The following is a 21,744-nucleotide window of genomic DNA, read 5'->3' as shown; positions in this document are numbered from 1 at the left end:
CCGGCGACGATGGACCGCAACCTGAGACGTCGCCGGATCAGCGACCGGATCACCATCGGCCTGTTCATGCTGCCGGCGCTGGTGCTGTTCGGCGTGCTGGTCGTCGTCCCGATCCTGGTCGCGGCGTACACCAGTCTGTTCCGCTGGAACGGGTTCGGCGGCCTACCGACCGACTTCATCGGCCTGGACAACTTCGTCCGGCTGCTCGACGACCCGGTCTTCATCGGGGACCTGCGACGCGGGGCCCTGCTGGTGGTGCTGTCGGTCACCGTCCAGCTGCCGCTCGCGTTGGGGCTGGCCCTGCTGCTGAACCAGAAGCTGCGCGGCCGGGCGGTCTACCGGGTGCTGTTCTTCGCCCCGTACGTGCTGTCCGAGGTCATCACCGCGGTCCTGTTCGACATGGTCTTCAGCCAGAACCGGGGGCTGGCCAACCACGTGCTGCGCCTGGTCGGGCTGGAGGGCCTGAGCTCGACCTGGCTGTCCGACCCGTCGACCGTGCTGTACTCGGTGTTCCTGGTGATGACCTGGAAGTACTTCGGCTTCCACATGATCCTGCTGCTCGCCGGCAGACAGAACATCCCGCGGGAACTGCACGAGGCGGCGGCGACCGACGGCGCCGGCGGCTGGCAGATCTTCCGGCACGTCACGCTGCCGCTGCTGGCCCCGACCATCCGGATCTCGATGTTCCTGGCCGTGATCGGCAGCATCCAGCTGTTCGACCTGGTCTGGGTGCTCACCGGCGGTGGTCCGCTGAACGCGTCGGAGACCATGGCGGTGACCATGTTCCAGTACGGGTTCCGGCGCTTCGAAGTGGGCTACGCCAGTGCGATCAGCATCGCGATGTTCCTGATCAGCCTGACCTTCGCCGTGCTGTACCAACGCTTCATCCTGCGCCGCGACCTCGAAGGAGCGATGACCACCATGGGGGACCAGCGATGAGCGCCCCGACCCGTACCGCACGGCCCCGGCCGGAGCGGGGAAACCGGGGTGGCGGCCGGATGTCGCGGCTGCTCGGCCCGGCCCAGTCCCTGTCGTTGCACACCGTCTCGATCATCGTCGGGCTGATCATCGTGGTACCGATCGCCTTCGCACTGCTCGGCGGGTTCAAGGACAACCGCCAGCTGTCCAACAGCCCGTTCGGTCTGCCGTCGCCGTGGATACCGGAGAACTACCTCGAGATCCTCGGCTCCGGATCGTTCTGGCGGCAGCTGTTCAACAGCACGCTGATCGCGCTGGCCACCGCGGTGATCGTGGTCGGGGTGGCGGCGCTGGCGTCGTTCGTCTTCGCCCGGTACGCGTTCCGGGGTCGGGAAATGCTGTTCCTGTTCTTCACGATCGGGCTGATGTTCCCGTTCGCGGTCGCCATCCTGCCGCTGTTCATCCTGCTGCGCACGATGGGTCTGCTGGACAACCCGCTCGGGGTGATCCTGCCCCAGGCGGCGTTCGGTCTGCCGGTGACGATCATCATCCTGCGGTCGTTCTTCCGGGCGATACCGGGGGAGCTGGAGGAGTCGGCGATCCTCGACGGCTGTACGCCGTTCGGCTTCTTCTGGCGGATCCTGCTGCCGATGGCCCGGCCGGCGATCGCCACCGTGTCGGTGCTCGCCATCGTGGCCAGCTGGAACAACTTCATGCTCCCGCTGGTGGTGTTCAACGACCCGAACTGGTGGACCATCCCGGTGGGCGTGCAGGAGTTCCAGGGCCAGTACGCCGACGACAGCGCCAAGGTCCTGGCATACGTCGTGCTGGCGATGGTCCCGGCGCTGGCCTTCTACTCGATCGCCGAGCGTCAGCTGATCGGCGGCCTGACCGCCGGTGCCACCAAGGGCTGACCTGGTGACCCGGACGATCGTGACGGGTTGACGATAGGCCCGCTGACCTGGCCGGTCGGCGGGCCGGGCCGGCCCCGGAGGTGGTTGTCCGGCCGGCGGCGGCTGGCGAGACTGCGTGATCATGAGTCGTCGCAGTCTCGTGACAGTCGTGGCCGTCGTGGTCACCGTCCTCGCCCTGGCCGTCACCGTCACCCTGGTGGTGCTGAACCGCCCCGGCGAGCCACTGACCGCGAGCGACCCGGCGGCCGGGGTGACCGTCCGGGTGGACGGTTCGTCGGTCGACGGCCGTGGCACCAGCCTGCGGGTCGGCGTCGCCGACGACGCGCCGGGCTTCCCGGAGCCGAGCATGATCACCCCGCTCGGCGAGGTGGCCAGCGTCGAACTCGACGGTGGCGAGCTGACCGGGCCGGCCACCATCACCTTCGACTACCCGGCGGACGCCCCGGTCGACGACATGTTCATCGCCGTCTACGTCGACGACTGGGGCAGTGGCTGCCGCTCGGCGGTGACGTCGACGCCGACGCCGGCACGATCACCACCCAGACCCGGCACTTCTCCCACTGGGTGCTCGCCGCCTGGGACGAGGAGGAGACCGCCGCGCAGGCGGCCCTGGCGCTGCAACGCGGGGTCAACGCCAACCGGTACGTCGCCGGAATCGCCGGCATCCTGTCCGTACCGCCGCCGTTGGAGTGCCGTTACCAGGCCCTGCCGGTCCGGGTCGAGCTGGACAACTTCGTCCAAGGCCTGGAGACCTGCGCCACCTTCCACCCCGACCGGGACGGCACATACCAGTTCAGCATCGGCGATACCGTCGGCTACCCGCTGCTGCTGGAGTTCCCGCCGGCGCTGACCGTCGAGTCCGCCCCCGACTCGGGCACCGGCCCGACCGGCCGGGACAACATCTACACCGCGCTGATCGAAGACGTCCGGACGCTGATGGGCGACACCGCCGTGGTGCTCAGCTCCGGCACCCGGGTCACCTTCCGGCTCGACCCGGCGAAGCTGCCCGAGTCCGGCACGATCACCCTCAGCGCCCGGCTGGACTACGGCCACGTCCTGCTGGACGCCTCCGGTCTGCTGCTGCAGCTGCTGTTGCCGTTGAGCCCGGACAGCAGGGCGCTGCAGATGTGGCGGCAGTCCGAGAAGTACCTGCAGACGGCCGAGTGCATCCTTACCGAGAGCATCAAACTCGGCCGGGCCATCGGCAACCCGACCGGCAACGACATCACCGGCTGGGTGCTGTCCGCCGCGAACGCCTACTACGAAGGCGTGGTGCGCTGCGCCGAGCAGATCGTCGACTTCGTGCTGAAGTTCATGGAGAAGCCGGCGGAAACGTACGTCGAAGGGGTCTTCAACGCGATCAGCAACAGCCTGAGTGGTCTGGTGAAGCGCCGGTTCGACGCGGTGCTGGCCGTCTGGCGCAACGCCGGGGCGATCCGGGAACTGCTGTCCGGCACGGTGGAGCTGGCCCGGCAGAGCTTCACCGGCGACAGCGGCCGGCGGTCGGCGCGGCTGACCGTCACCGATCCGCCGCTGGACCGGCTGGCCGAGGTGGTGCCGAGACCGGGTGACGGCAACTACCGGGCCGGCACCGGACCGACCGACTTCGTGGTCACGCAGCAGGACCAGTTCGCACCGTTCGGCCCGTTCCGCGGCTGCCCGGGGGACCCGGAGTGGCAACTGGAGTGGAGCTCGACCCCGCACGGCACCGGCTACCTCTACCTCGGCGGGGCCAGCGACCTGATCAGCGCCCAGGTGCAGGTGTCGCACGTACCGGCCGGGCAGCGGGCCGCCGTCGAGGAATACCTGCGGCAGTTGGGTTCCGTCCAGTGCCGCGCCGAGCGCACCGCCGCCGACTACACCGACTACGGCCCGGTGGTGACCGCCAGGGACTACCCGGCGGTCACCCTGGTCTGGAACGCGGTGGAACAGACCCCGGACTACCAGGCGGCCGGCAGCGTCTGGTGGGGCTTCGACCCGCGTACCGGCTATCTGCTCAAGTTGCAGACCCAGCCGTTCGACAATCCCGAGATGCCGATGGGTGAGGTGACCGAGCACAGCGAGACCGCCTGGTACTACCTGGTGAAACGGGCCGAGGCGATGCTCGGGACCGGGCTGGCGCCGGCATCCTGACCGGTCAGGTCCCCTGTGGAGAGGCGGTGTCCACGGTAGTCTCTGCCGGGTGACGAGCATCTTGGTGCCCTACCATCTCGACGAGTACCTGCCCGAGCTGGACGTGCCGGGGTCGGCGGAGACGACCGTGATGCCGTCGCTGCCCGACGGCATCCGGTGGGCGCGGCTGGCCTGGCTGTACGGGGCGGTCGCGGTGACCGTCGCCGGTGCGGTGTCCACCGGGCACCGCCCGCTGGTCCTGTCCGGCGACTGCACCACCTCCCTCGGAGTGGTGGCCGGTCTGCAACGCGTCGGCGTCGACCCGGCGGTGGTCTGGTTCGACGCCCACGGCGACCTGCAGACCCCGGAGACGACCAGCAGCGGCTACCTGGGCGGGATGCCGCTGCGGCTGCTGACCGGCCACCGGCGCGACCTGATCGCGACGGCGCTCGACTTGAGGCCGGTCGCGGAGCGCGACATCGTGCTCGCCGACGGCCGGGACCTCGACCCGCCGGAGGCCGACCACCTACGGCGGTCGGCGATCCGGCACCGCCGCGTCGGCGACGTCGCCGACGCGGTCGGTCAGCTGCCGGACCAGCCGATCTACCTGCACCTGGACGCCGACGTGGTCGACCCGGTCGACCTGCCCGGGCTGCGGTTCCCGGCGTCGGGCGGCCCGCAGTTGGCCGAGGTCGCCGACGCGGTGACCGCCGTGCTGGACACCGGGCGGGTGGCCGCCGTCGGCGTCGCCTGCACCTGGGACCCGGGCCACGGAGCCGCCGGCCGGCTCGGCCCGCTGGTCAAGGAGATCCTCCGCCGGCTGTCGTGACACCCCCGGTTGTCGTGACACCGCCGGCCGGCCCGACCGCCAGCGGGTCCGGCCCGCCGGCGACGGCGGCCCGCCAGCCGCCGGCGGCGGTGACGTCGACCGCGTCCCGTACGCCGTGTTCCTCGGCGAGGAAACCGGCGACCCGGCTGCCGTCGTCGAGTTCGACCGAGCCGAGCCCGAGCGGCGGCGGTACGGTGCCGAGCAGCGCGCCGACCGCCTGGTGCGGCAGCCGCCACACCTCGACGGCGATCCCGCCGGCCGGTCCGTCACCGGTGTGGACCAGCCCGGGGCGGGGCAGCCCCGCCCCGGCCAGCCGGTAGAGCCGGTAGCCGGGGGCGGTCCGCGCCCGGTAGGCCAGCCGCCCGCCCAGCTCGACCAGCTGATGGTTGAGCGGCAGCCCGGTCAGGTGCGCGCCGGCCACCGCCAGTGCGATCGTCCCGGTCGGCTCGTCGGCCGGGGTGGTCACCGACTCGCCGCACCAGAGCGCGGCCAGGTCGAGCAGCGGTGCGTCGGCGAAGGCCGGGGCGACGAACTGGACACCGAACGGCAGCCCGTCGGTGCGGGTCTGCGCCGGCACCGCGACCGCGCACAGGTCGAGCAGGTTGACGAAGTTGGTGAACTGGCCCAGCCGGGCGTTGACCCCGACCGGGTCGGCGGCGACCTCGGCCAGGGTCGGGTGGCCGGGGGTGACCGGCAGCAGTAGAGCGTCCACGTCGGACCATATCTGCTCGGTGCGGCGGCGCAGCGCCGCGAGCCGGTCCAGCCCGGCGAAGACGTCCGGACCGGCGATGTCGCGGCCCCGCCGCACGATGGCCCGTACCGTCGGGTCGAGGTGCGGGCCGTCCGGCTCCAGCAGGTGTCCGAACGCGGCCCAGCGGGCGGCCAGCCACGGCCCGTCGTAGAGCAGCCGGGCGGTGGCCAGGAACGCGGTGACGTCGACCTCGACCACGTGCGCGGCGACGGTACGCAGCCGCCGTAGCGCCGCCCGCCAAGCGGTCTCGTGCACCGGGTCGAGGTCCAGTGGCCGGTCCGGGACCGCGACCACCCGCATCCGGTCGGCGACCCCCGGCGGCGGCTGGGCCGGCACCGGCCGGGACCACGGGTCGTCGGGGTCGGCCCAGGTGAGGGCGGCGAGCGCCGGCCGGGCGTCGGCGACGGTACGGGTGAAGGTGGTGACACAGTCCAGCCCGGCACAGGCGGGCAGCACACCGACCGTGGAGACCAGTCCCCGGGTCGGTTTGACCCCGACGATGCCGTTGAAGGCGGCCGGTACCCGGCCGGAACCGGCGGTGTCGGTGCCGAGCGCCACCGGCACCAGTCCGGTGGCGACGGCGAGGGCGCTGCCGGAGCTGCTGCCGCCGCTGACGTGTGCGGCGCTGGCGACGCTGTGGCAGGCGCCGTACGGGCTGCGGGTGCCGACGAGCCCGGTGGCGAACTGGTCCAGGTTGGTCTTGCCGATGATCACGGCACCGGCGTCGGTGAGCCGGCGTACCGCGGTGGCCGACGACGCGGCGGGCCTCTCGGCCAGGGCCGGACAGCCGGCGGTGGTGGGGTGCCCGGCGAGGTCCAGGTTGTCCTTCACGGCGACGGCGGTGCCGGCCAGCGGGGCGTCCGGGTCGACCCGGCCGGCGGCCTCGGCTACCTCGGCCGGGTCGAGCAGGGTGATCCAGATCGGCTGGGCGGGGTCGGCGGCCAGCTGCGCGGTGCGGGTCGCGGCGGCCATGTCCGGTGTGGTCGATGTCACGGGGGATACCTCCGGTGGTGCCGGGGTACGGCCGGTGCGGGACCGGGGCGCGCGACGAGGCGCGCCACACCGGCCGTACCCCTGGCGGGTCGGTCAGGACGACGGGATCTGGCCGACGACGCCGTCGACGAAGTAGTCGATCGACTCGATCGTCTGGTAGTCGGGGATGGTGCCGGCGGGCACCCGCACCTCGCCGGCCTGGTCGACGACCGGCCCGGCGAACGGCGAGCCGTCCTCGGCGCTGATCTTCGTCTTGGCCTGTTCGACAAGGTCCTTGGTCGCGTCGTCGACCGCCGGCCCGTACGCGGACTGCACGAACGGGTTGTCGCCGGTCTTGAGTCCGACCCGGAAGTTGGCGTTGTACTCGCTGCCGGTGAACCCGCCATCCAGGACAGTGCGCACCATCGTGGTGTACAGCGGCCCCCAGTCCCATTCGGAGCCGGTGAGCCAGCCGGTCGGGGCGAGTTCGCTGGCGTCGGCGTGGTAGCCGACGGTGTAGGCGCCGGCCGCTTCGGTGGTGCGGATGATGGTGGCGGTGCAGTCCTGGTGCTGGCTGATCACGTCGACGCCCTGGGAGAGCAGGCTGCTGGTGGCTTCGGCCTGCTTGGCCGGGTCGCACCAGCTGGAGGTGTTCACCACGTACGTCTGCGCGTCCGGATTGACCGAGGCGGCACCGAGCTGGAACGCGTTGATGTTGTCCAGGGTCTGCGAGATCGGGAACGCGTACACGTACCCGAGTTTGTTGGTCTCCGTGGTCTTTCCGGCGACGATGCCGGCCAGGTAGACCGGCTCGTAGACGGTGCCGAAGTAGGTGCCGAAGTTCGGCGGCACGTCGCCGTCGACGAGGTTGCCCTGCTGCAGCACCACCACGTCCGGGTTGGCGGCGGCGACCTTGAGCGCCGGGTCCTTGTGTCCGTACGAGGTGGCGAAAATGATCTTCGCGCCCTTGCGGATCATGCTCTCCATCACCCGGGTGGCGTTGTCGTCCTCCGGGACGTTCTCGGCGGTCAGCACCTCCAGGTCCGGGTACGCGGCGGCGACGGCCTGACTGCCGGCGTACGCGGCCTGGTTGTAGCCGTAGTCGTCCTTGGGTCCGACGAAGATGAAGCCGATCGCGGTGCCGCCGGTGCCCGGGGCCTCGGTGGTGTCGCCGGTCGAGGCGGCGGTGCTGGTGTTGGTGGCGCAGCCGGCCGCCAGCAGTACGGCGGCCAGCGCGGTGGCGGTCGTGGCGGCCAGTCCGCCTCGGCGGGTCAGTCTTCGAATGCTCATCTGAGGTTCCTCCGGTGATCTATTTGGCGGGGGTCAACTCGAAGACCCGGGACAGTCCTTCCGGCGCGGCGCGGCGCGGCGCGGCGTTGCTGCGGCGGCGGCCGAGCAGCACCAGCGCGGCGATGGTCACCAGGTACGGCAGCGCGTCCAGGGCGAACTGGTTGAAGCCCAGCCCCCGGGCCTGCAGCGCGGGGGAGAGGGCGAGGGCGGCACCGAACAGGTAGGCGCCGCCGACGGCGCGCAGCGGATGCCAGGCGGCGAAGATGACCAGGGCGACGGCGATGAAGCCCCGGCCGGCGGTCATGTTCTCGAACCAGGCGTTGGCGTACGCGGTGGACAGGTGCGCACCGCCGACCCCGGCGAGCAGGCCACCGGTCACCACGGCCAGGTACCGCACCAGCTGCGGCGAGTGCCCGTACGCGGTGAGCACCTCGCCACGTTCGCCGGCGCCCCGGATGGTCAGCCCGGGGCGGCTGCGGTAGAGCAGCCACCAGATCGCCGGGGCGAGCAGGTAGGAGCCGTAGACGAGCGGGTCGTGCTGGAAGAAGATCGGCCCCAGCCACGGGATGTCGGCCAGCAGCGGGATCGGGTACGGCTGGAACGGGCTGATCGCCCGGCCCACGTACGCGGCCCCGAACATCGAGGTCAGCCCGAGGCCGAGGAAGAGCACCACCAGTCCGGTGGCGAGCTGGTTGGCGGCCCGGCCGAGCACCATCACCGCGTGGACCAGGGCGAGCAGGCCGCCGGCGGCGGCCCCGGCCACCACCCCGGCCCACGGGCTGCCGGTCTCGGCGGTGACGGCGTACGCGGCGAGCGCGCCGGTGAGCATGCTTCCCTCGGTGCCGAGGTTGATCACCCCGGCGCGTTCGGCGATGGTCTCGCCGAGGGCGGCGTAGAGGATGGCGGTGCCGCCGCGCACCCCGCCGGTGAGGACGTCGACGATCACTTCTTGCTCCTTCGGGTGAAGCCGAGCACGACCAGCAGCACGATGGCCATCAGTACGTTGACCGAGGCGGCCGGCAGGTTGGCGTCGATCTGCAGGCTGTCGCCGGCCATCGCGATCGCGGCCAGCAGCAATGCGGCTAACGCGACCCGCAGCGGCCAGTGCAGCGCCAGCCAGCTGGCCAGGAAGCCGACGTAGCCGAAGTTGGCGGTCATGCCGGGGCGCAACTTGAACTCCGTACCGGCGAAGTGGACCAGCCCGGCCAGGCCGGCGAGTGCGCCGCCGACGAGCATCGAGGTGACCAGCATGGTGCCGACCCGCAGGCCGGCGCGGCGGGCCGCTTCCGGGTTGCCGCCGACGACCCGCAGCCGGAATCCCCAGCCGGTGCGCGAGGTCAGCCACCAGATGGCGACCAGCGCGATCCCGGCGACGACGATGCCGGTGTTGAGGGTGCCGCCGGGCACGAACAGCGGCAGCCGGGCGGTGTCTTCGAGGGGTCGGCTGGCGGGTTGGCCGAAGCCGGAGGCGTCCTTCCACGGGTCGTAGATCAGCAGCAGCATGATGTCGATGGCGATGAAGTTCATCAGCAGCGTGGTGATCGCCTCGTTGACCTTGACGGCCAGCCGCAGGCCGGCGGCGATGCCGGCCCACGCCGCGCCGCCGACCATCGCCGCGACGATCATCAGGGCAAGGACGACCGGACCGGGCAGCCGCTGGTCGGTGACGAGACCGACGCCGGCGGCGCATACCGCGCCGATGACGATCTGGCCTTCGCCGCCGACGTTGAGCAGGCCGGCCCGGGCCGGTACGGCGACTGCGAGCGCGGCGAGCACGAGCACCGAGGCCCGCACCAGTACGGTCTGCGCCTGGGCCGGGTCGATCAGCGACGTCACCATGTCGGCGTACATGGCGAGGGGGTCCACGCCCTTGGCGGCGGCGAAGGCGCCGAAGATCACCGGAGCGGCGAGTACGGCGACGACGACCCTTAGCCACAGCTTTGCTCGATTGTCGACAATCTTGGGTTGTTCGGGGGCGGGGCGCACCAACGTGTCGGTCACCTCAGGTCACTCCCACCCGCAGCGTCGCTTCCACTGCCTCCGCTGGCGTGGTTGCCGCCCAGCATCAGTTGACCGATCGCGTACCGGTCGGTGGTCGCCGGCGTCACGATCCCGGCCAGCTCCCCGTTGTGCAGCACCGCGATCCGGTCGCTGATCGCCAGCAGCTCGTCCAGGTCCTCCGAGACCACCAGCACCGCCGCCCCGGCGTCGCGCTGCTCCAGCAGCAGCTCCTGAGTACGCCGGGTGGTGGCGATGTCCAGCCCGCGACTCGGGTACGCGGCCACCACCACCGTCGCCGGCACCCCCAACGCCCGGGTCAGCAGCACCCGCTGCACATTTCCGCCGGACAGCTCGGCCACCACCCGGTCACCGGCCGCCATCCGCAGCCCGGCCCGCTCCGCCCGGCGCGCCGCGCCGGCCGCCACCGCCCGCCAGTCGATGCCCAGCCCCCGGCGGACCGCGCCGAGATCGGCCAACGCCAGGTGCTCGGTGACCGTCAACCCGGGCACCACCGCGTCGGTGAGCGGATCCTCCGGCACCCCGACCGCCCCGGCGGCGAGGGCCTGCCGGGGTCGGCCGTGCACCGCGACGTCCCCGATGTGCACCGAACCGGCGGCCACCCGACGCTCGCCGAGGATCACCTCGCAGAGCTCGCGCTGCCCGCTGCCGGCCACCCCGGCCACCCCGACCAGCTCACCCGGGCGCAGGTCCAGGTCGACCGTGCGCAACGCCGGGGCACCCCGGTCCCCGGTGACGTCGACGCCGCGTAGCCGCACCACCGGTGCCACCTGCGGGCCCGGCGGTTGACGGTGGCTGGCCAGGCCCGGCACCGAGCGGCCGACCATCGCCTCGACCAGTTCGGCGTCGGTGTGCGCGGTCGGGTCGGCGTTGCGCAGCACCACCCGACCGCCGCGCAGCACGGTCACCCGGTCGGCGATCGCCCGCGCCTCGGCCAGTTTGTGGGTGATGATGACGATCGACAGCCCGTTGGCCCGCAGCGCCCGCACCGCGGCGAACAGCGCGTCGACCTCCTGCGGGGCCAGCACGCTGGTCGGCTCGTCCAGGATCAGCAGCCGCGCCCCGGCCATCAGCACCTTGAGGATCTCCACCCGCTGGCGTTCCCCGATGGACAGGTTCGCCACCAGCGCGTCCGGGTGCACCGGCAGGCCGTACCGCCGGGCCTGCTCGGCGATCCGCGCGGACAGTGCCCGCCGCTGGAACCGCAGGCCGCGACCGGGCAGCGCCAGGGCGATGTTCTCGGTGACGGTGAACGCCGGGATCAGCCGCAGGTCCTGGAAGACCATGCCGATCCCGGCCGCGCGGGCCGCCGCCGGCGAGTCGATCGCCGCCGGTACGCCGTCCACCCGCAGCTCACCGGCGTCCGGCCGGTACACGCCGTAGATCAGCTTCATCAGCGTGCTCTTGCCGGCGCCGTTCTCGCCGAGTACGGCGTGCACCTCGCCGGGCGCGACGTCGAAGTCGACACCGTCGTTGGCGACGACCGCCCCGAACCGGCAGGTCAGGTTGCGGACCGACAGCAGTGCGGTGCCGCTGTCCACCGGTGCTGCGACGGCGGTCATGGCGATGGCCTTGTCTCGACGGCCATCATCCGGGTCAGGGCCTGCGCGGCCCGTTGCTCGACGACGGCGACGGATTCCCCCAGATGCATCGTGAACCTCCGGTGTGCGGTGTCGAGGTCGCCACCGAGGACGGCCTCCAGGATGCCGAGGTGCTGCGTGATCGTCCGGTCGATCCGCTCGGCGGAGAGGAAGTCGTGCATCCGGACGACCCGGATGCGTTCGTTGACCACGCCGAGCATCCCGGCGAGGGCGTTGTTGCCGGCGGCCTCGGCCAGCCGGACGTGGAAGCTCTCGTCGAGCAGCACGAAGCCGGGATCCGGCTCCGGGGTGTCGCGGCGCAGCACCAGCCAGTCGTCGCGTAGCGGCTCGACGACGGCCGGGTCGTGCGGCTCACCGGTCTCGGTCGGCCGGTGCAGCGCCGCCAGCTCCAACGCCCGGCGTACCTCGTACAACTGCCGGACCTCGACCAGGTTGGACGCCGCCGGCACGTAACCCCCGTCCGGCAGGCGTTCGACGAGACGCTCGGCGTGCAACCGGGCCAGGGCCTGCCGGACCGGGGTACGCGAGACCGACAGCAGGGTGGCCAGCCGCTCCTCGCCGAGCCGGATCCGCAGCGGGAAGTCGCCGACCAGCAGCCGCCGCTTCAGTTCGGTGTAGGCGTGCTCACCGGCCTGTGCTCGCGGAGGTGTGTCCAGTCTTGTATCCAACGCCGGATCCATGGTCGGACCGTAGGAGCGCTGTGCTTCGCTGATGTTTCGCGGCGGTAAGCAGCCCGACGCGGCGGCGGGCAAATCGGACCGATCCGGTGCATCTGCGGTGGGTCAGCGGCCGGTGGAGCCGTCGATCTGTTCCCGCAGGATGTCCGCGTGGCCGGCGTGCCGCGCGGTCTCCTCGATCATGTGCACCAGCACCCACCGCTGGGTCGGCGGCAGGCCGCGCCCCGGTGGCCGGGGCGCGGGACCGGCCAAGTCGGTCCAGCCGTCGACGACCTCATTCGCCCGTGCGATCGTCTCGCGGTAGTCGGCGAGCAGCCCGTCGACCGTCTCCTGCGGGTCGGGTCGCAGGGTGCGGCGCAGGTCGACGATCGGCTCACCGAGGAAGTAGAACCGTTCGACGTGACCCAGGTGCCTGATCAGCCCCAACAGGCTGGTGCCGGACGGCACCCCGGCCGTACGGACCTGCGGCTCCGGCACATCGGCGACCTTGCCCGCGATCGAGTCCCGCAGGTAGTCGAGGAAGCCCACCAGGGTGGCCTTCTCGCCGGGCGAGGTCCAGGCCGGCCCGGTGTCCTTGCGCCTGCGCCGTGGCCTCGGTGACGTCGGCCGCTCCGTTGCTGGCATCAGTCGGTCCCTTCGTGGCGTTGGACGAGCAACACGTTGTCGGTCACCGTCGCGGTCTGACCGCCCGGCCCGGTGGCCCGCCGCTGCGGCATCGCCGCACGCAGCACCCGCCACTGCTGCGGATCCAGATCGAGGCCGTCGGCCACTTCGTCCGGCGTGGGGAAGTGGGCGTCTGGGTCCTGATTCCACGACCAGGGCGCGGTAGAGCCGTGGTCGACGATCAGCAGCCGGCCGCCGGGCCGCAGGGCCTGTGCGGCGGTACGCAGCACCGCGCCCCGGTCCAGCGCGAACGGCGTGTGGAAGTACTGCGCGTTGACCAGGTCGAACGTCCCGGCCGGGAAGCTGTGCGCCAGATCGTGCCGTTCACCGGTGACCCGGTCGCCGACCCCGCGTTCATCGGCGGCCGCCACGACGCGTTCCACCGCCGTACCGGAGATGTCCACGGCGGTGACCCGCCAGCCACGGGCGGCGAGCCAGATGGTGTCCCCGCCGGCGCCGCAGCCCAGGTCGAGGGCGGTGCCCAGGTCCAGCGCTTCGACTGTTTCGACGAGCAGCGGGTTGGCCCGCCCGCCCGAAGCCCGCCGACCCCGGTAGAGCTTGTCCCAGAACGACGCTGGGTCGGTGTCCGACTGCGTGGTCACTGGTCTTCTCCTCGCGTGAAAAAGGTCAGCAGTTCGGTGGTGACGAAGTCCGGGTTCTCCTGCGGCAGCCAGTGGCCGGCGGCCGGCACCTCGACCGCGTGGGTGATCCGGGTCAGCCGGGGCTCCACCGTCGACCGGGTGAACTCCAGCAGCCCTTCGGCGGTCATCACCATCGTCGGTACCGTGACCGGCGCCGCCGCCGTGTTGTCCCGTTCGTCCTGTTCCAGGGTCCGGTACAGCTCGAATCCGCCGGTCAGCACCTGCGGGCGACCGTAGGTGCGGGCGAACTCGTCGATCTGCTCGTCGGTGTACGGAGACTCCGCGCCGGGCCCACCGAAGCTCGTCCCGCCGTAGGCGACATAGCCGAAGAACAGGTCGAGGTAGTCGCGGACGTCGTCGGCGACGATCGTCTCCGGGAACGTGTCCAGGTCGTGGAAGGCGAGATGCCAGCTCAACGTCCGGTAGGTGGCGGCGTCGAGCGCCGGGCCGGGCAGCGGGTAGTCCAGGTGGGCGTACCTGACCACCTCGTCGGGGAACTGCGCGGCGTACTGGAAACCGACCCCGGCCCCCAGATCGTGCCCGACCAGGTTGACCCGGCGCAGCCCCAGCTCGTCGGCGAGCAGCGTGTGGACGTACCGGGCCAGGGTGGCCTTGTCGTAGCTCGGCGGCGCGCCCTCGCTGTCGCCCAGCCCTGGCAGGTCGAGCGCGTACACCGTGAACCGCTCGGCGAGCGCCGGCATGACCGGGCGCCACTGGTACCAGGACTGCGGCCAGCCGTGCAGCAGCACCAGCGGCTCGCCGGTCCCGCCGGTGACGTAGTGCATCCGTACGCCGTCGACGTCGGCGCTCTCGTGCCGGAACAGCCGGTTGAACTCGGCGTCGTCGCGGGTGGCCGCGTCGACGGCCCCGGCGTCGGCCGCCGTCGAATCGGCCGCCGTCGTGCAGCCGGCGGTCAGGACGAGCGCGGCCGCCAGCGCGGCCAGGCGGCGTGACCACCGTACGGCGGTCGTCGATGGTGCTGTCGTGGTGATCATCGTGTCGTTACCTCCGCCGCCAGCATCCGGATCGCCGCGACGATGTTGCAAGAAAAGTTGCCGATCCGCATCATGGGTGCCATGAGTGTCACCGCAGCGGACGTCCTCGCCGGAGTCGGCCCACGGCTGCGCGCCCTGCGCCGGGCACGTGGCGTCACCCTGGCCGGCCTGGCCGCCGAGACCAGTCTGACCACGAGCACGCTGTCCCGCCTGGAGAACGGCAAGCTCCGCCCGACGTTGGAGCAGTTGCTGCCGTTGGCGCGGGCACACGGCGTACCGCTCGACGACCTGGTCGCGGCCCCACCCACCGGCGACCCGCGGATCCACCTGCGGCCCATCCGCCGCTCCGGGCTGACGATCGTGCCGCTGACCCGCCGTGCCGGCGGCGTCCAGGCATACAAGGTGATCTACCCGCCGGCCGGCAGGTCACCCACGACGAAACTGCAGACCCACGACGGGTACGAATGGTTCTACGTGCTCAACGGGCGGATCCGGTTCGTCCTCGGCGACCAGGAGTTCCAGCTCGGCCCCGGCGAGGCCGCCGAGTTCGACACCCGTACGCCGCACTGGATCGGCAGCGACGACGCCCACCCGGCAGAGACGCTCACACTCTTCGGCGCGCAGGGCGAGCGCGCCCACCTGTCGCCGGTGCCGACCAACTGACATCAGCGCCATCGAAGGCACACCGGGTGCCGCCCAGCGGCACCGGTCTCATCGTCGGGTTCGGCCAACTCGCGCGGGACGCTCACGCCCGCTTCCATCTCTGCGATCCGGCGGCGTAGCTCACGACCGTTGGCACCCCGGGACAGGTACTCCGTTTCGTCCCAATCGTCATCGTTCGGCGTGAACAACGTCAACAGCCGATCGGCGTCGAGGTACGTGGTGATGCCGGCGACCTGGCCGTCCGCCACGTCGAGCAGGACCAGGGCGAACGGTACGTGCCCGGCCGGGCCAGGTCGGGTCTGCCAGAACGCCGGTGAGCCGTTCGCGGCGGTCGGCAGCAGCCGCGCGCCGGCACAGCCCGACCGTGGGTCGAGCAACGCGGTCCGGATGTGCTCGCGACCCCGCAGCGACCACCGGAACGGCGGCATGGTCATCGTGGCGTCCTCGCGCAGCAGCGCGACGAGGGTCGAGACGTCATGCTGCTCGAACGCAGCGCAGTAGCGGGTGAGCAGGTCGCGTTGCCGGCTGTCGGACGGTCGCAGCGGTTCCCCCGGGTCGGGGGCGGCGGCGCGCAGCGTCGCCCGCGCCCGTTGCAGCGCGCTGGTCACCGACGCGACGCTGCTGTCCAGCAGATGCGCGACCTCGTCGGCCCGCCAGCAGAGCACATCGCGCAGGATCAGCACCGCCCGCTGCCGGGGCGGCAGGTGCTGCAGCGCGGCGACGAACGCCAGCCGCAGCGACTCACGCTGCAGCACCACGCTCTCCGGGGACGCGTCGACCGGCACGACCAGGTCGTCCGGGACCGGCAGCACCCAGGCCCGCTCCGGCGCCGGTGGGCCGAGGCCACCGTCGGCCTGCGCCGCCGGGTCGAGGTCCATGGTCAACGCCCGCCGCTGCGCGCTTCGCAGCATGTCGACACAGACGTTGGTCGCGATCGAGTAGAGCCAGGTACGCAGCGAGGCGCGCCGCCCGTCGTACCGGTCGAACGAACGCCAGGCGCGGACCATCGTTTCCTGGACCGCGTCCTCGGCCTCGAAACCGGAGCCGAGCATCCGGTAGCAGTAGCCGGTCAACTCGACACGGAACGGCTCCAGCCGTTCCACGTCGCTGGTCGAGGTCGGTGCCACCCGCCCGACGATACGGGCCGCCGCTCGGTCGGGAAGATCCGGCGACGACCGATGAGTTCCGCCGGCCCACGCCGTACACCCTCTCGGAGGGCGCGATCGTCGCGTCGGTCACGGAGGGGACGAATCATGGACTACACCGACGAGGTACGGGCAGCGGTCGTCGCGCACCGCCGCGACCTGGTGGCGCTGCTCGCCGAACTCGACCCGGGGCAGTGGGACGGCCCGACGCTGTGCGCCGGCTGGCGGGTACGTGAGGTGGTCGCCCACATCACCATGGCGTTCCGTACCTCACCGGGCCGGATGATGCTGGAACTGGTCCGCGCCGGTGGCCGGTTCGACCGGATGGCCGACCGCAGCGCCCGACGCGACGCCGCCGCCATGTCGCACGAGCAGTTGCTGGCCGCGTTACGGGACAACGTCACCCACCCGTGGACACCGCCCGGTGGCGGCCCGGCCGGGGCGCTCGCCCACGAGGTCATCCACGGTCTGGACATCACCGTCGGCCTCGGGCTCGGCTGGCGGGTGCCGCTCGACCGGCTGTCCCCGGTGCTGGTCGGGCTGCGGCCCCGCAACATCGCCTACTTCGGCACCGACCTGACCGGCGTCCAGTTGCAGGCCACCGATCTCGACTGGCGGCACGGCGCCGGAACGCCGGTCCGTGGGGCGGCGCAGGACCTGCTACTGGTGCTGTCCGGCCGTCGCCTCCCGCCGGGCCGGCTGGTCGGCGCCGCCGCCGACCGGTTCACCGACCGGTCGGCGAACCGGCGCTGACCTGGTAGGCCCCGGGGCGTCGGGCCCCGGAACGCGGACCGATCCGGGTTCAGGTCCGCGCCCCGGGGAGATTCAGGTCCGCGTCCAGCGGTGCGGGTACTGCTCGCGGTTACGGCGGGCCAGCTCCACCAACCCGGGGTACGGGCCCGGCGGTTGGCCTCTGGTGACGACGCCGGGGCGGCGTAGCGCCTCCTTGAACGCGCGGGCGCTGACCAGCATGCCGTCCCGGTCAGGGCGGTGGCTGGCTTCGGCGCCGACGATGAGGATCCAGTCGCACCAGGGCATGTCGGGCTGACCTCGGACACGTCGATGGTGAGCGACCGCCGCCCACCCCGGTGGTCGGTCGGCGCCAGGGTCACCCGGTCGCCGGCGCGGACCAGCGGCTCCGGCTCCGGTTCAGGCACCGTCGGGTGCCCGGACCGGTCGGGTGGAGCCGTCGCCGTCGTCGGCCTCATGGACGTAGCCGGCGGGCCACAGGCCGGACAGTTGCAGTACGGCGCGGATCTGTCGGGCGCTGGACGGGGGTCCCAGCGGTCGAGGATGGCCATGGCCCGGAGGAACGGTCGGCGTCGGCCGGTTCGGCGTCGGGTCGACGTTGTACCGTGCCCCGTCGGGCGGCGTGCCGATCGATGTGTACCGGGCGAGGCAAGGTTCCGCCGATTCCATCGTTCCTGATCACTGAACGTGTCTCCGTGCTCCAGCCGTGACTTGCCAAGGTGGAAAGTCACCGCTACTCTTTCCGTACTGGAAAGAGAGGAACCTATGGTCATCTTCCCCGACGACCCCACGCCGGATGAGGCGACGAGGGCCTTGACATCGATCGAGCGGATGAAACAGTTCGGGCTGAGCAAGGGCCTGTATTCGCGATGGTTTGCCGCAGCCGTGTCATTGTGGTTCGCCGCACTGGCTGTCGCCACCATCTACGACGGCCCACTCGCTACATGGAGCGTCGCTACCCTTCTCATCGCCGGGCTCCTGGCCCTCGGCGCGTGGCGGCACCACGTCGTGGCGCGGGTGAGAGCCGTGCACGGCACTGCCGAAGCCCTCGCCATCGTCGTGGCCATGCCGCTGGTGATGCTCGGATTCGGATTGTTCGCAGCTCAGGCGTTCGACGCGTCCCGGCAGTGGTGGATCCCGTCGGCATCCGGGGCGGTCGCGGGTCTGGTGCTCTTCACGGTGCTCGAGCTTCTGCGCCACTCGACTCGACGAAGGCTCACGGGACGACCGTCATGAGCGCCTGCACCCCCGCGTCCGCAGAGACGCCGTGGTGACCGTGCCCCGCCTCGATCCGGTCATTCACGCACCCCACCGCCTGCACATCTGTTCCCTGCTGACCCCTCTGGACGAGGCCGAGTTCCAGGTGCTGCGAGAGGCGCTCGGGATCAGCGACTCGGCACTGTCCAAACACATCAAGCAGTTGGAGGATGCAGGTTACCTCAGGCTGCGCAGGGCTACGCTCAACGGTCGACGGCGGACGTGGGCGCAGCTTACGCCTACCGGACGGCGGGCCTTCGCCGCACATGTCGATGCGCTGACGGAGATCGCATCGCTCGCGCACGGCTCCCGGTAGTGTCGTGTGGTGCCGACGCCGAGAGCGGGGCGGCCCGTCGGTTCACGGATCGAGACCGCGATCGAGGCCTGCCCAGGAATCGCGGCCTGCACGGCTCGCGCCGGCCGGGCAGACACGACGGAGCGTGCCGTCGACATCCAGCAACAGCACCGGGCGGACACCACGTCTGTCGATCATCAGCGGCAACATGCCGCACCGGCAACGCTGCATCGCTTCCTCATCGTTCGCGTCCACGCGGAACGAACGGCCGTCACACGCGCCGCATCTGAACTCCACTACCGTGACAACGAGATAGCACGCGCCGTCCTCGCCAGGGCATCCCACCGAACGTGACCGCGTCAGGGCGGTCACCGCGCCCGCTCGGCGGCCGATCCGGATGCCGAGGCCGGACCAGCTCGATGCCGGTGTGCGCGGCGGTGGCGCAGACCGCGTTGACGATGTCGGGCATGTTGGCGGAATCATGGAGCTGAGCTGGCGGACGCCCAGCCGATCCGGCAACGGTGGGTCTACCTGCGTCGGGATGGCGGACAACCTTTCCGGGCGGGTCCTGGTCCGGGACACGAAGGACCGCGACGGTGGGACGTTGACGTTCGGTTCGGCGGCGTGGTCGGCATTCGTCGAGCTGACGAAGGCCCGCTGACCCTGACCAGCACGGCGACGGCCCCGTACCGGATGCGGTGCGGGGCTCGTTGCTGAGCGAACCGCCCTGCGCCCCGGGCCGCGGTTCGCGCGCCCCCAATGTGCTTCCGTCGGCCTGATGCCGCAGGTGCATCCTGATGCACCTGCGGCATCAGACTCAACCGGTAACCCCGATCCGGCAGGGTAACGCTGTGCGCTTTACTTGTCGCTCGCCATCGCAGGGGCTCCGTGTCGGACGCGGTGCCGGGGCCGTCGGCTGACTACCTCGCTGTCGTGGCGAGGCGGCGGACGGCCTCGTCCATTTGCTCGGGCGGGGCGGCGGCGTAGGTCAAACGCAGGTGCGGTGCCGGTGGTTCGGCCGCGTACCAGGGACGGCCGGGGAAGACGACCACGCCCTCGGCTGCGGCTGCGGCAGCCAGTGCGACATCGTCGGTGCCGTCGGGCAGTGTCACCCACAGGTGCAGCCCGCCACCGGGCACTGTGGTCGGAACGAGCTCGGGCAGGCGCCGGCGCAGCGCGGCCAGCAGCGCGTCCCGCCTCGCCCGAAGAGCGGTACGCAGCGCGCGCAGGTGCCGTGGCCAGGCCGGGGCGGTCAGCAACTCGATCGTGGCCTGCTGCAACGGGCCGGCGACGAAGAGGTCGTCGAGCAGTCGGGCGGCCCGCAGCCGGGCGCCGGCTGGGCCGCGCGCGCCGAGCGCCGCCACCCGCAGGCCGGGCGCGGCCGACTTGGTCAGCGAGCACAGGTAGACCACGTGCCCGTCGGCGTCGTCGGCGGCCAGCGGCGGTGGGGCTTCGCCGTCGATGGTGAGGTCGCGGGCGTAGTCGTCCTCGATCAGGAACGCTGCGGCGTCGCGTACCGCCGCCATGACCGCCGCCCGGCGGTGCGCAGCCAGGGTCGCTCCGGTCGGGTTGGCGTGCAGCGGCTGGCAGTAGAACAGCCGCGCGCCGGTCCGGGCGAACGCGGCGGCGAGTTGATCCGGGCGTACGCCATCGGGGTCGGCCGGCACCGGCACGACCCGCAGCCCGTTCGCGCGGGCGGCGGCCAACGCTCCCAGGTAGGTCGGGGATTCGACGAGCAGCGTGTCACCGGGTGTGGCGAGCGCCCGCAACGCGGTGGAGAGCGCGGCCTGCCCACCCGAACAGATGATCATGTCGTCGGTGCGTAGCCGGGCGCCAGCCGCCCGGGCGAACCAGGCGCGCAGGTCCTCCCGCCCCTCGACCGGGCCGCGTTGCCAGGCGGCGGGTTGGCGGGCGGCCCGGGCGAGTGCCGCGCCGAGCGCCGCCACTGGCTGCAACTGCCCGTCCAGGTAGCCGCCGGTCAGCGCGATCGCACCCGGCCTCGGCGGCGCCAGCAGCGCCTGCATCTCGTCCTCACCCGGCCGGCGGGCACCCAGCGCCACCGTCTGCCAGGACAGGTCGGGTGCCGCCTCCAGTGAGTGCCGGTCGTCGTTGCGGGCGGCGACGAAGGTGCCTCGGCCGGGGCGCGCCTCGACCAGCCCACGGGCCACCAGCCGCCGGACCGCCTCGGCGACGGTCACCGGTGAGGCGCCGTGCCGGGCGGTCAGCTCGCGTACCGAGGGCAGCCGCGTCCCGGGGGCCGCCGCAGCGACCATCCGGAGCAGATCTTGGATAACGCGATCGGCTGCGTTACCGTCATTCATGAAGGCTAAGAGTAGCGTTACTGTGGTCCGGCCGGTAACAGCGGACCGGCTCACCGGGCTCGCCCTCGGCGCGCTGGGGGTGCTCGCGTTCAGCATGTCGCTACCCGCTACCAGGGTCGCCGTGCAACAACTCGACCCGTGGTTCGTCGCCTTCGGCCGAGCCGTCGGCGCGGCGCTGCTCGCCTGGGCGTACCTCGGATTGACCCGCGCACCGCGACCCACCCGCGGCCAGTGGCGGCGGCTGTCGGTCGTCGCCCTCGGCGTCGTCGTCGGGTTCCCGCTGTTCACCTCGCTGGCGCTGACCACCCAGCCGTCGGCGCACGGCGCGGTCGTCATCGCCGTACTGCCGGCGGTCACCGCCGTGTTCGCGGTGGTACGGGCGGGGGAGCGCCCGCCTCCGCTGTTCTGGGCCGCCGCCGGCGGCGGGCTGGTCGCGGTGCTCGGTTTCCTCGCCGCCGCCGGCGGCGCGGTACGCGGCGCGCTGACCGCCGCCGACCTGTTCCTGCTCGTCGCGGTCGTCCTGTGTGGTCTCGGGTACGCCGAGGGCGGCGCGCTCGCCCGCGAGCTCGGTGGTGCCCGGACGATCTGCTGGGCGCTGCTGCTGTCGTTGCCCGCCACGGTGGCCGTGACGCTGGCGGTCTGCGTCGTCCGGCCCCCGCGCGCCGACGTGCTCACCTGGTCGGCGTTCGGCTACCTCACCGTCGTCTCCATGTTCCTGGGCTTCTTCGCCTGGTACGCCGGGCTGGCCCGGGGCGGCGTCGCCCGGGTCGGTCAGGTGCAACTGGCGCAGCCGGTGCTCACCCTGGTCTGGTCCGCCGCGCTGCTCGGCGAGACGGTCGGCTCCACCTCGATCATGACCGCGCTGGGCGTGCTGGCCTGCGTGGTACTGACCCAGTACCAGCGGGGCCGCGTCGGCTGAAGCCGGCATCCA

General features: G+C 71.9%; 24 protein-coding genes. 10 read left to right on the top strand and 14 right to left on the bottom strand.

Annotated features, from left to right (window positions below; translation table 11 throughout):
* Window positions 1–9: 9 nt before the first annotated feature.
* The 4 genes from EDC02_RS19180 (at window position 10) to EDC02_RS19165 (ending at window position 4,773) form a co-directional block, all read left to right on the top strand.
* Entirely contained in the window at window positions 10–939 is a 930-nt protein-coding gene (locus EDC02_RS19180; protein ID WP_199757690.1) for a carbohydrate ABC transporter permease, read from the top strand.
* Window positions 936–1,832, top strand: a complete 897-nt coding sequence (locus EDC02_RS19175) for a carbohydrate ABC transporter permease (protein WP_233606010.1) — start codon at window positions 936–938, stop codon at window positions 1,830–1,832. The genes EDC02_RS19180 and EDC02_RS19175 overlap by 4 nt, the downstream gene beginning before the upstream one ends.
* A 564-nt stretch (window positions 1,833–2,396) precedes the next feature.
* Entirely contained in the window at window positions 2,397–3,965 is a 1,569-nt protein-coding gene (locus EDC02_RS19170; protein ID WP_123603155.1) for a hypothetical protein, read from the top strand.
* A gap of 49 nt (window positions 3,966–4,014) precedes the next feature.
* Window positions 4,015–4,773 carry an arginase family protein gene (locus EDC02_RS19165; protein ID WP_123603154.1) on the top strand — a complete coding sequence of 253 codons (759 nt, stop codon included), beginning with the start codon at window positions 4,015–4,017 and terminating at the stop codon, window positions 4,771–4,773.
* On the opposite strand, the gene atzF is transcribed toward EDC02_RS19165, so the two are convergent.
* The 9 genes from atzF to EDC02_RS19125 form a co-directional block, all read right to left on the bottom strand.
* Complete coding sequence (atzF, locus tag EDC02_RS19160; protein ID WP_199757689.1) at window positions 4,745–6,517, bottom strand: allophanate hydrolase; 1,773 nt, start codon at window positions 6,515–6,517, stop codon at window positions 4,745–4,747. The two genes, EDC02_RS19165 and atzF, sit on opposite strands and share 29 nt — an antisense overlap.
* A 93-nt stretch (window positions 6,518–6,610) precedes the next feature.
* Window positions 6,611–7,786, bottom strand: a complete 1,176-nt coding sequence (locus tag EDC02_RS19155) for a BMP family ABC transporter substrate-binding protein (RefSeq protein WP_123603152.1) — start codon at window positions 7,784–7,786, stop codon at window positions 6,611–6,613.
* 19 nt (window positions 7,787–7,805) lie between these two features.
* Entirely contained in the window at window positions 7,806–8,732 is a 927-nt protein-coding gene (locus tag EDC02_RS40905; RefSeq protein ID WP_199757688.1) for an ABC transporter permease, read from the bottom strand.
* A complete protein-coding gene (locus EDC02_RS40900; protein ID WP_199757687.1) occupies window positions 8,729–9,787 on the bottom strand; it encodes an ABC transporter permease in 1,059 nt (352 codons plus the stop codon). Before EDC02_RS40900 ends, EDC02_RS40905 begins: the two co-directional genes overlap by 4 nt.
* A complete protein-coding gene (locus tag EDC02_RS19145) occupies window positions 9,784–11,367 on the bottom strand; it encodes an ABC transporter ATP-binding protein (protein ID WP_123603151.1) in 1,584 nt (527 codons plus the stop codon). The genes EDC02_RS40900 and EDC02_RS19145 overlap by 4 nt, the downstream gene beginning before the upstream one ends.
* Window positions 11,364–12,074, bottom strand: a complete 711-nt coding sequence (locus EDC02_RS19140; protein ID WP_199757686.1) for a GntR family transcriptional regulator — start codon at window positions 12,072–12,074, stop codon at window positions 11,364–11,366. The genes EDC02_RS19145 and EDC02_RS19140 overlap by 4 nt, the downstream gene beginning before the upstream one ends.
* 114 nt (window positions 12,075–12,188) lie before the next feature.
* A complete protein-coding gene (locus tag EDC02_RS19135; RefSeq protein WP_123603149.1) occupies window positions 12,189–12,707 on the bottom strand; it encodes a DinB family protein in 519 nt (172 codons plus the stop codon).
* Window positions 12,707–13,348 (bottom strand): cyclopropane-fatty-acyl-phospholipid synthase family protein, encoded by a 642-nt coding sequence (locus EDC02_RS19130; RefSeq protein ID WP_123603148.1) that lies wholly within the window; start codon window positions 13,346–13,348, stop codon window positions 12,707–12,709. Before EDC02_RS19130 ends, EDC02_RS19135 begins: the two co-directional genes overlap by 1 nt.
* Entirely contained in the window at window positions 13,345–14,382 is a 1,038-nt protein-coding gene (locus tag EDC02_RS19125) for an alpha/beta fold hydrolase (RefSeq protein ID WP_123603147.1), read from the bottom strand. Before EDC02_RS19125 ends, EDC02_RS19130 begins: the two co-directional genes overlap by 4 nt.
* Before the next feature lie 81 nt (window positions 14,383–14,463).
* Here EDC02_RS19125 and EDC02_RS19120 point away from each other — a divergent pair, with 81 nt between their 5' ends.
* A complete protein-coding gene (locus EDC02_RS19120; protein WP_123604939.1) occupies window positions 14,464–15,045 on the top strand; it encodes a helix-turn-helix domain-containing protein in 582 nt (193 codons plus the stop codon).
* 2 nt (window positions 15,046–15,047) lie between these two features.
* Here EDC02_RS19120 and EDC02_RS19115 read toward each other — a convergent pair whose 3' ends face one another.
* Entirely contained in the window at window positions 15,048–16,172 is a 1,125-nt protein-coding gene (locus tag EDC02_RS19115; RefSeq protein ID WP_123603146.1) for a sigma-70 family RNA polymerase sigma factor, read from the bottom strand.
* A gap of 126 nt (window positions 16,173–16,298) precedes the next feature.
* On the opposite strand from EDC02_RS19115, the gene EDC02_RS19110 reads away from it, so the two are divergent.
* Complete coding sequence (locus EDC02_RS19110) at window positions 16,299–16,943, top strand: maleylpyruvate isomerase family mycothiol-dependent enzyme (protein ID WP_123603145.1); 645 nt, start codon at window positions 16,299–16,301, stop codon at window positions 16,941–16,943.
* 72 nt (window positions 16,944–17,015) lie between these two features.
* Here the strand turns inward: EDC02_RS19110 and EDC02_RS19105 are convergent, their stop codons facing one another.
* Both EDC02_RS19105 and EDC02_RS19100 read right to left on the bottom strand, forming a co-directional pair.
* Complete coding sequence (locus EDC02_RS19105) at window positions 17,016–17,228, bottom strand: hypothetical protein (protein ID WP_123603144.1); 213 nt, start codon at window positions 17,226–17,228, stop codon at window positions 17,016–17,018.
* A gap of 111 nt (window positions 17,229–17,339) precedes the next feature.
* Entirely contained in the window at window positions 17,340–17,609 is a 270-nt protein-coding gene (locus EDC02_RS19100) for a hypothetical protein (protein ID WP_123603143.1), read from the bottom strand.
* Window positions 17,610–17,705: 96 nt separating this feature from the next.
* Here EDC02_RS19100 and EDC02_RS19095 point away from each other — a divergent pair, with 96 nt between their 5' ends.
* Complete coding sequence (locus EDC02_RS19095; RefSeq protein WP_123603142.1) at window positions 17,706–18,176, top strand: hypothetical protein; 471 nt, start codon at window positions 17,706–17,708, stop codon at window positions 18,174–18,176.
* 34 nt (window positions 18,177–18,210) lie between these two features.
* Window positions 18,211–18,513: a transcriptional regulator gene (locus tag EDC02_RS19090; RefSeq protein WP_233606009.1), complete on the top strand. Its 303-nt coding sequence runs from the start codon at window positions 18,211–18,213 to the stop codon at window positions 18,511–18,513.
* Between the two features lie 42 nt (window positions 18,514–18,555).
* Here EDC02_RS19090 and EDC02_RS39615 read toward each other — a convergent pair whose 3' ends face one another.
* A complete protein-coding gene (locus EDC02_RS39615; protein ID WP_148083518.1) occupies window positions 18,556–18,864 on the bottom strand; it encodes a hypothetical protein in 309 nt (102 codons plus the stop codon).
* A gap of 169 nt (window positions 18,865–19,033) precedes the next feature.
* Between EDC02_RS39615 and EDC02_RS19085 the strand changes: the two genes are divergently transcribed.
* Window positions 19,034–19,153, top strand: coding sequence for a DUF397 domain-containing protein (locus tag EDC02_RS19085; RefSeq protein ID WP_370461468.1), 120 nt, complete (start codon window positions 19,034–19,036; stop codon window positions 19,151–19,153).
* Window positions 19,154–19,412: 259 nt separating this feature from the next.
* Here the strand turns inward: EDC02_RS19085 and EDC02_RS19080 are convergent, their stop codons facing one another.
* Complete coding sequence (locus tag EDC02_RS19080; protein WP_123603140.1) at window positions 19,413–20,813, bottom strand: PLP-dependent aminotransferase family protein; 1,401 nt, start codon at window positions 20,811–20,813, stop codon at window positions 19,413–19,415.
* Between EDC02_RS19080 and EDC02_RS19075 the strand changes: the two genes are divergently transcribed.
* The gene (locus tag EDC02_RS19075) at window positions 20,812–21,732 is read left to right on the top strand and encodes a DMT family transporter (RefSeq protein WP_123603139.1); all 921 of its coding nucleotides are present in this window, start codon (window positions 20,812–20,814) and stop codon (window positions 21,730–21,732) included. The two genes, EDC02_RS19080 and EDC02_RS19075, sit on opposite strands and share 2 nt — an antisense overlap.
* The last annotated feature ends 12 nt before the right edge of the window (window positions 21,733–21,744 follow it).

It is taken from the genome of Micromonospora sp. Llam0 (genome assembly GCF_003751085.1).
Taxonomy (GTDB): Bacteria; Actinomycetota; Actinomycetes; order Mycobacteriales; family Micromonosporaceae; genus Micromonospora_E.
Note: the sequence above shows the minus strand (reverse complement) of the source record. Positions and strands in the feature narration are given on the sequence as shown.

Coding starts and splice junctions, on each gene's coding strand:
- EDC02_RS19155 (WP_123603152.1), bottom strand. CDS start 7,786: ATGAGCATTCGAAGACTGACCCGCCGAGGCGGACTGGCCGCCACGACC.
- EDC02_RS19110 (WP_123603145.1), top strand. CDS start 16,299: ATGGACTACACCGACGAGGTACGGGCAGCGGTCGTCGCGCACCGCCGC.
- EDC02_RS19175 (WP_233606010.1), top strand. CDS start 936: ATGAGCGCCCCGACCCGTACCGCACGGCCCCGGCCGGAGCGGGGAAAC.
- EDC02_RS19180 (WP_199757690.1), top strand. CDS start 10: ATGGACCGCAACCTGAGACGTCGCCGGATCAGCGACCGGATCACCATC.
- EDC02_RS19075 (WP_123603139.1), top strand. CDS start 20,812: ATGAAGGCTAAGAGTAGCGTTACTGTGGTCCGGCCGGTAACAGCGGAC.
- EDC02_RS19135 (WP_123603149.1), bottom strand. CDS start 12,707: ATGCCAGCAACGGAGCGGCCGACGTCACCGAGGCCACGGCGCAGGCGC.
- EDC02_RS19100 (WP_123603143.1), bottom strand. CDS start 17,609: ATGGAATCGGCGGAACCTTGCCTCGCCCGGTACACATCGATCGGCACG.
- EDC02_RS19120 (WP_123604939.1), top strand. CDS start 14,464: ATGAGTGTCACCGCAGCGGACGTCCTCGCCGGAGTCGGCCCACGGCTG.
- EDC02_RS19145 (WP_123603151.1), bottom strand. CDS start 11,367: ATGACCGCCGTCGCAGCACCGGTGGACAGCGGCACCGCACTGCTGTCG.
- EDC02_RS19095 (WP_123603142.1), top strand. CDS start 17,706: ATGGTCATCTTCCCCGACGACCCCACGCCGGATGAGGCGACGAGGGCC.
- EDC02_RS19080 (WP_123603140.1), bottom strand. CDS start 20,813: ATGAATGACGGTAACGCAGCCGATCGCGTTATCCAAGATCTGCTCCGG.
- EDC02_RS19085 (WP_370461468.1), top strand. CDS start 19,034: ATGGCGGACAACCTTTCCGGGCGGGTCCTGGTCCGGGACACGAAGGAC.
- EDC02_RS19105 (WP_123603144.1), bottom strand. CDS start 17,228: ATGCCCTGGTGCGACTGGATCCTCATCGTCGGCGCCGAAGCCAGCCAC.
- EDC02_RS19125 (WP_123603147.1), bottom strand. CDS start 14,382: ATGATCACCACGACAGCACCATCGACGACCGCCGTACGGTGGTCACGC.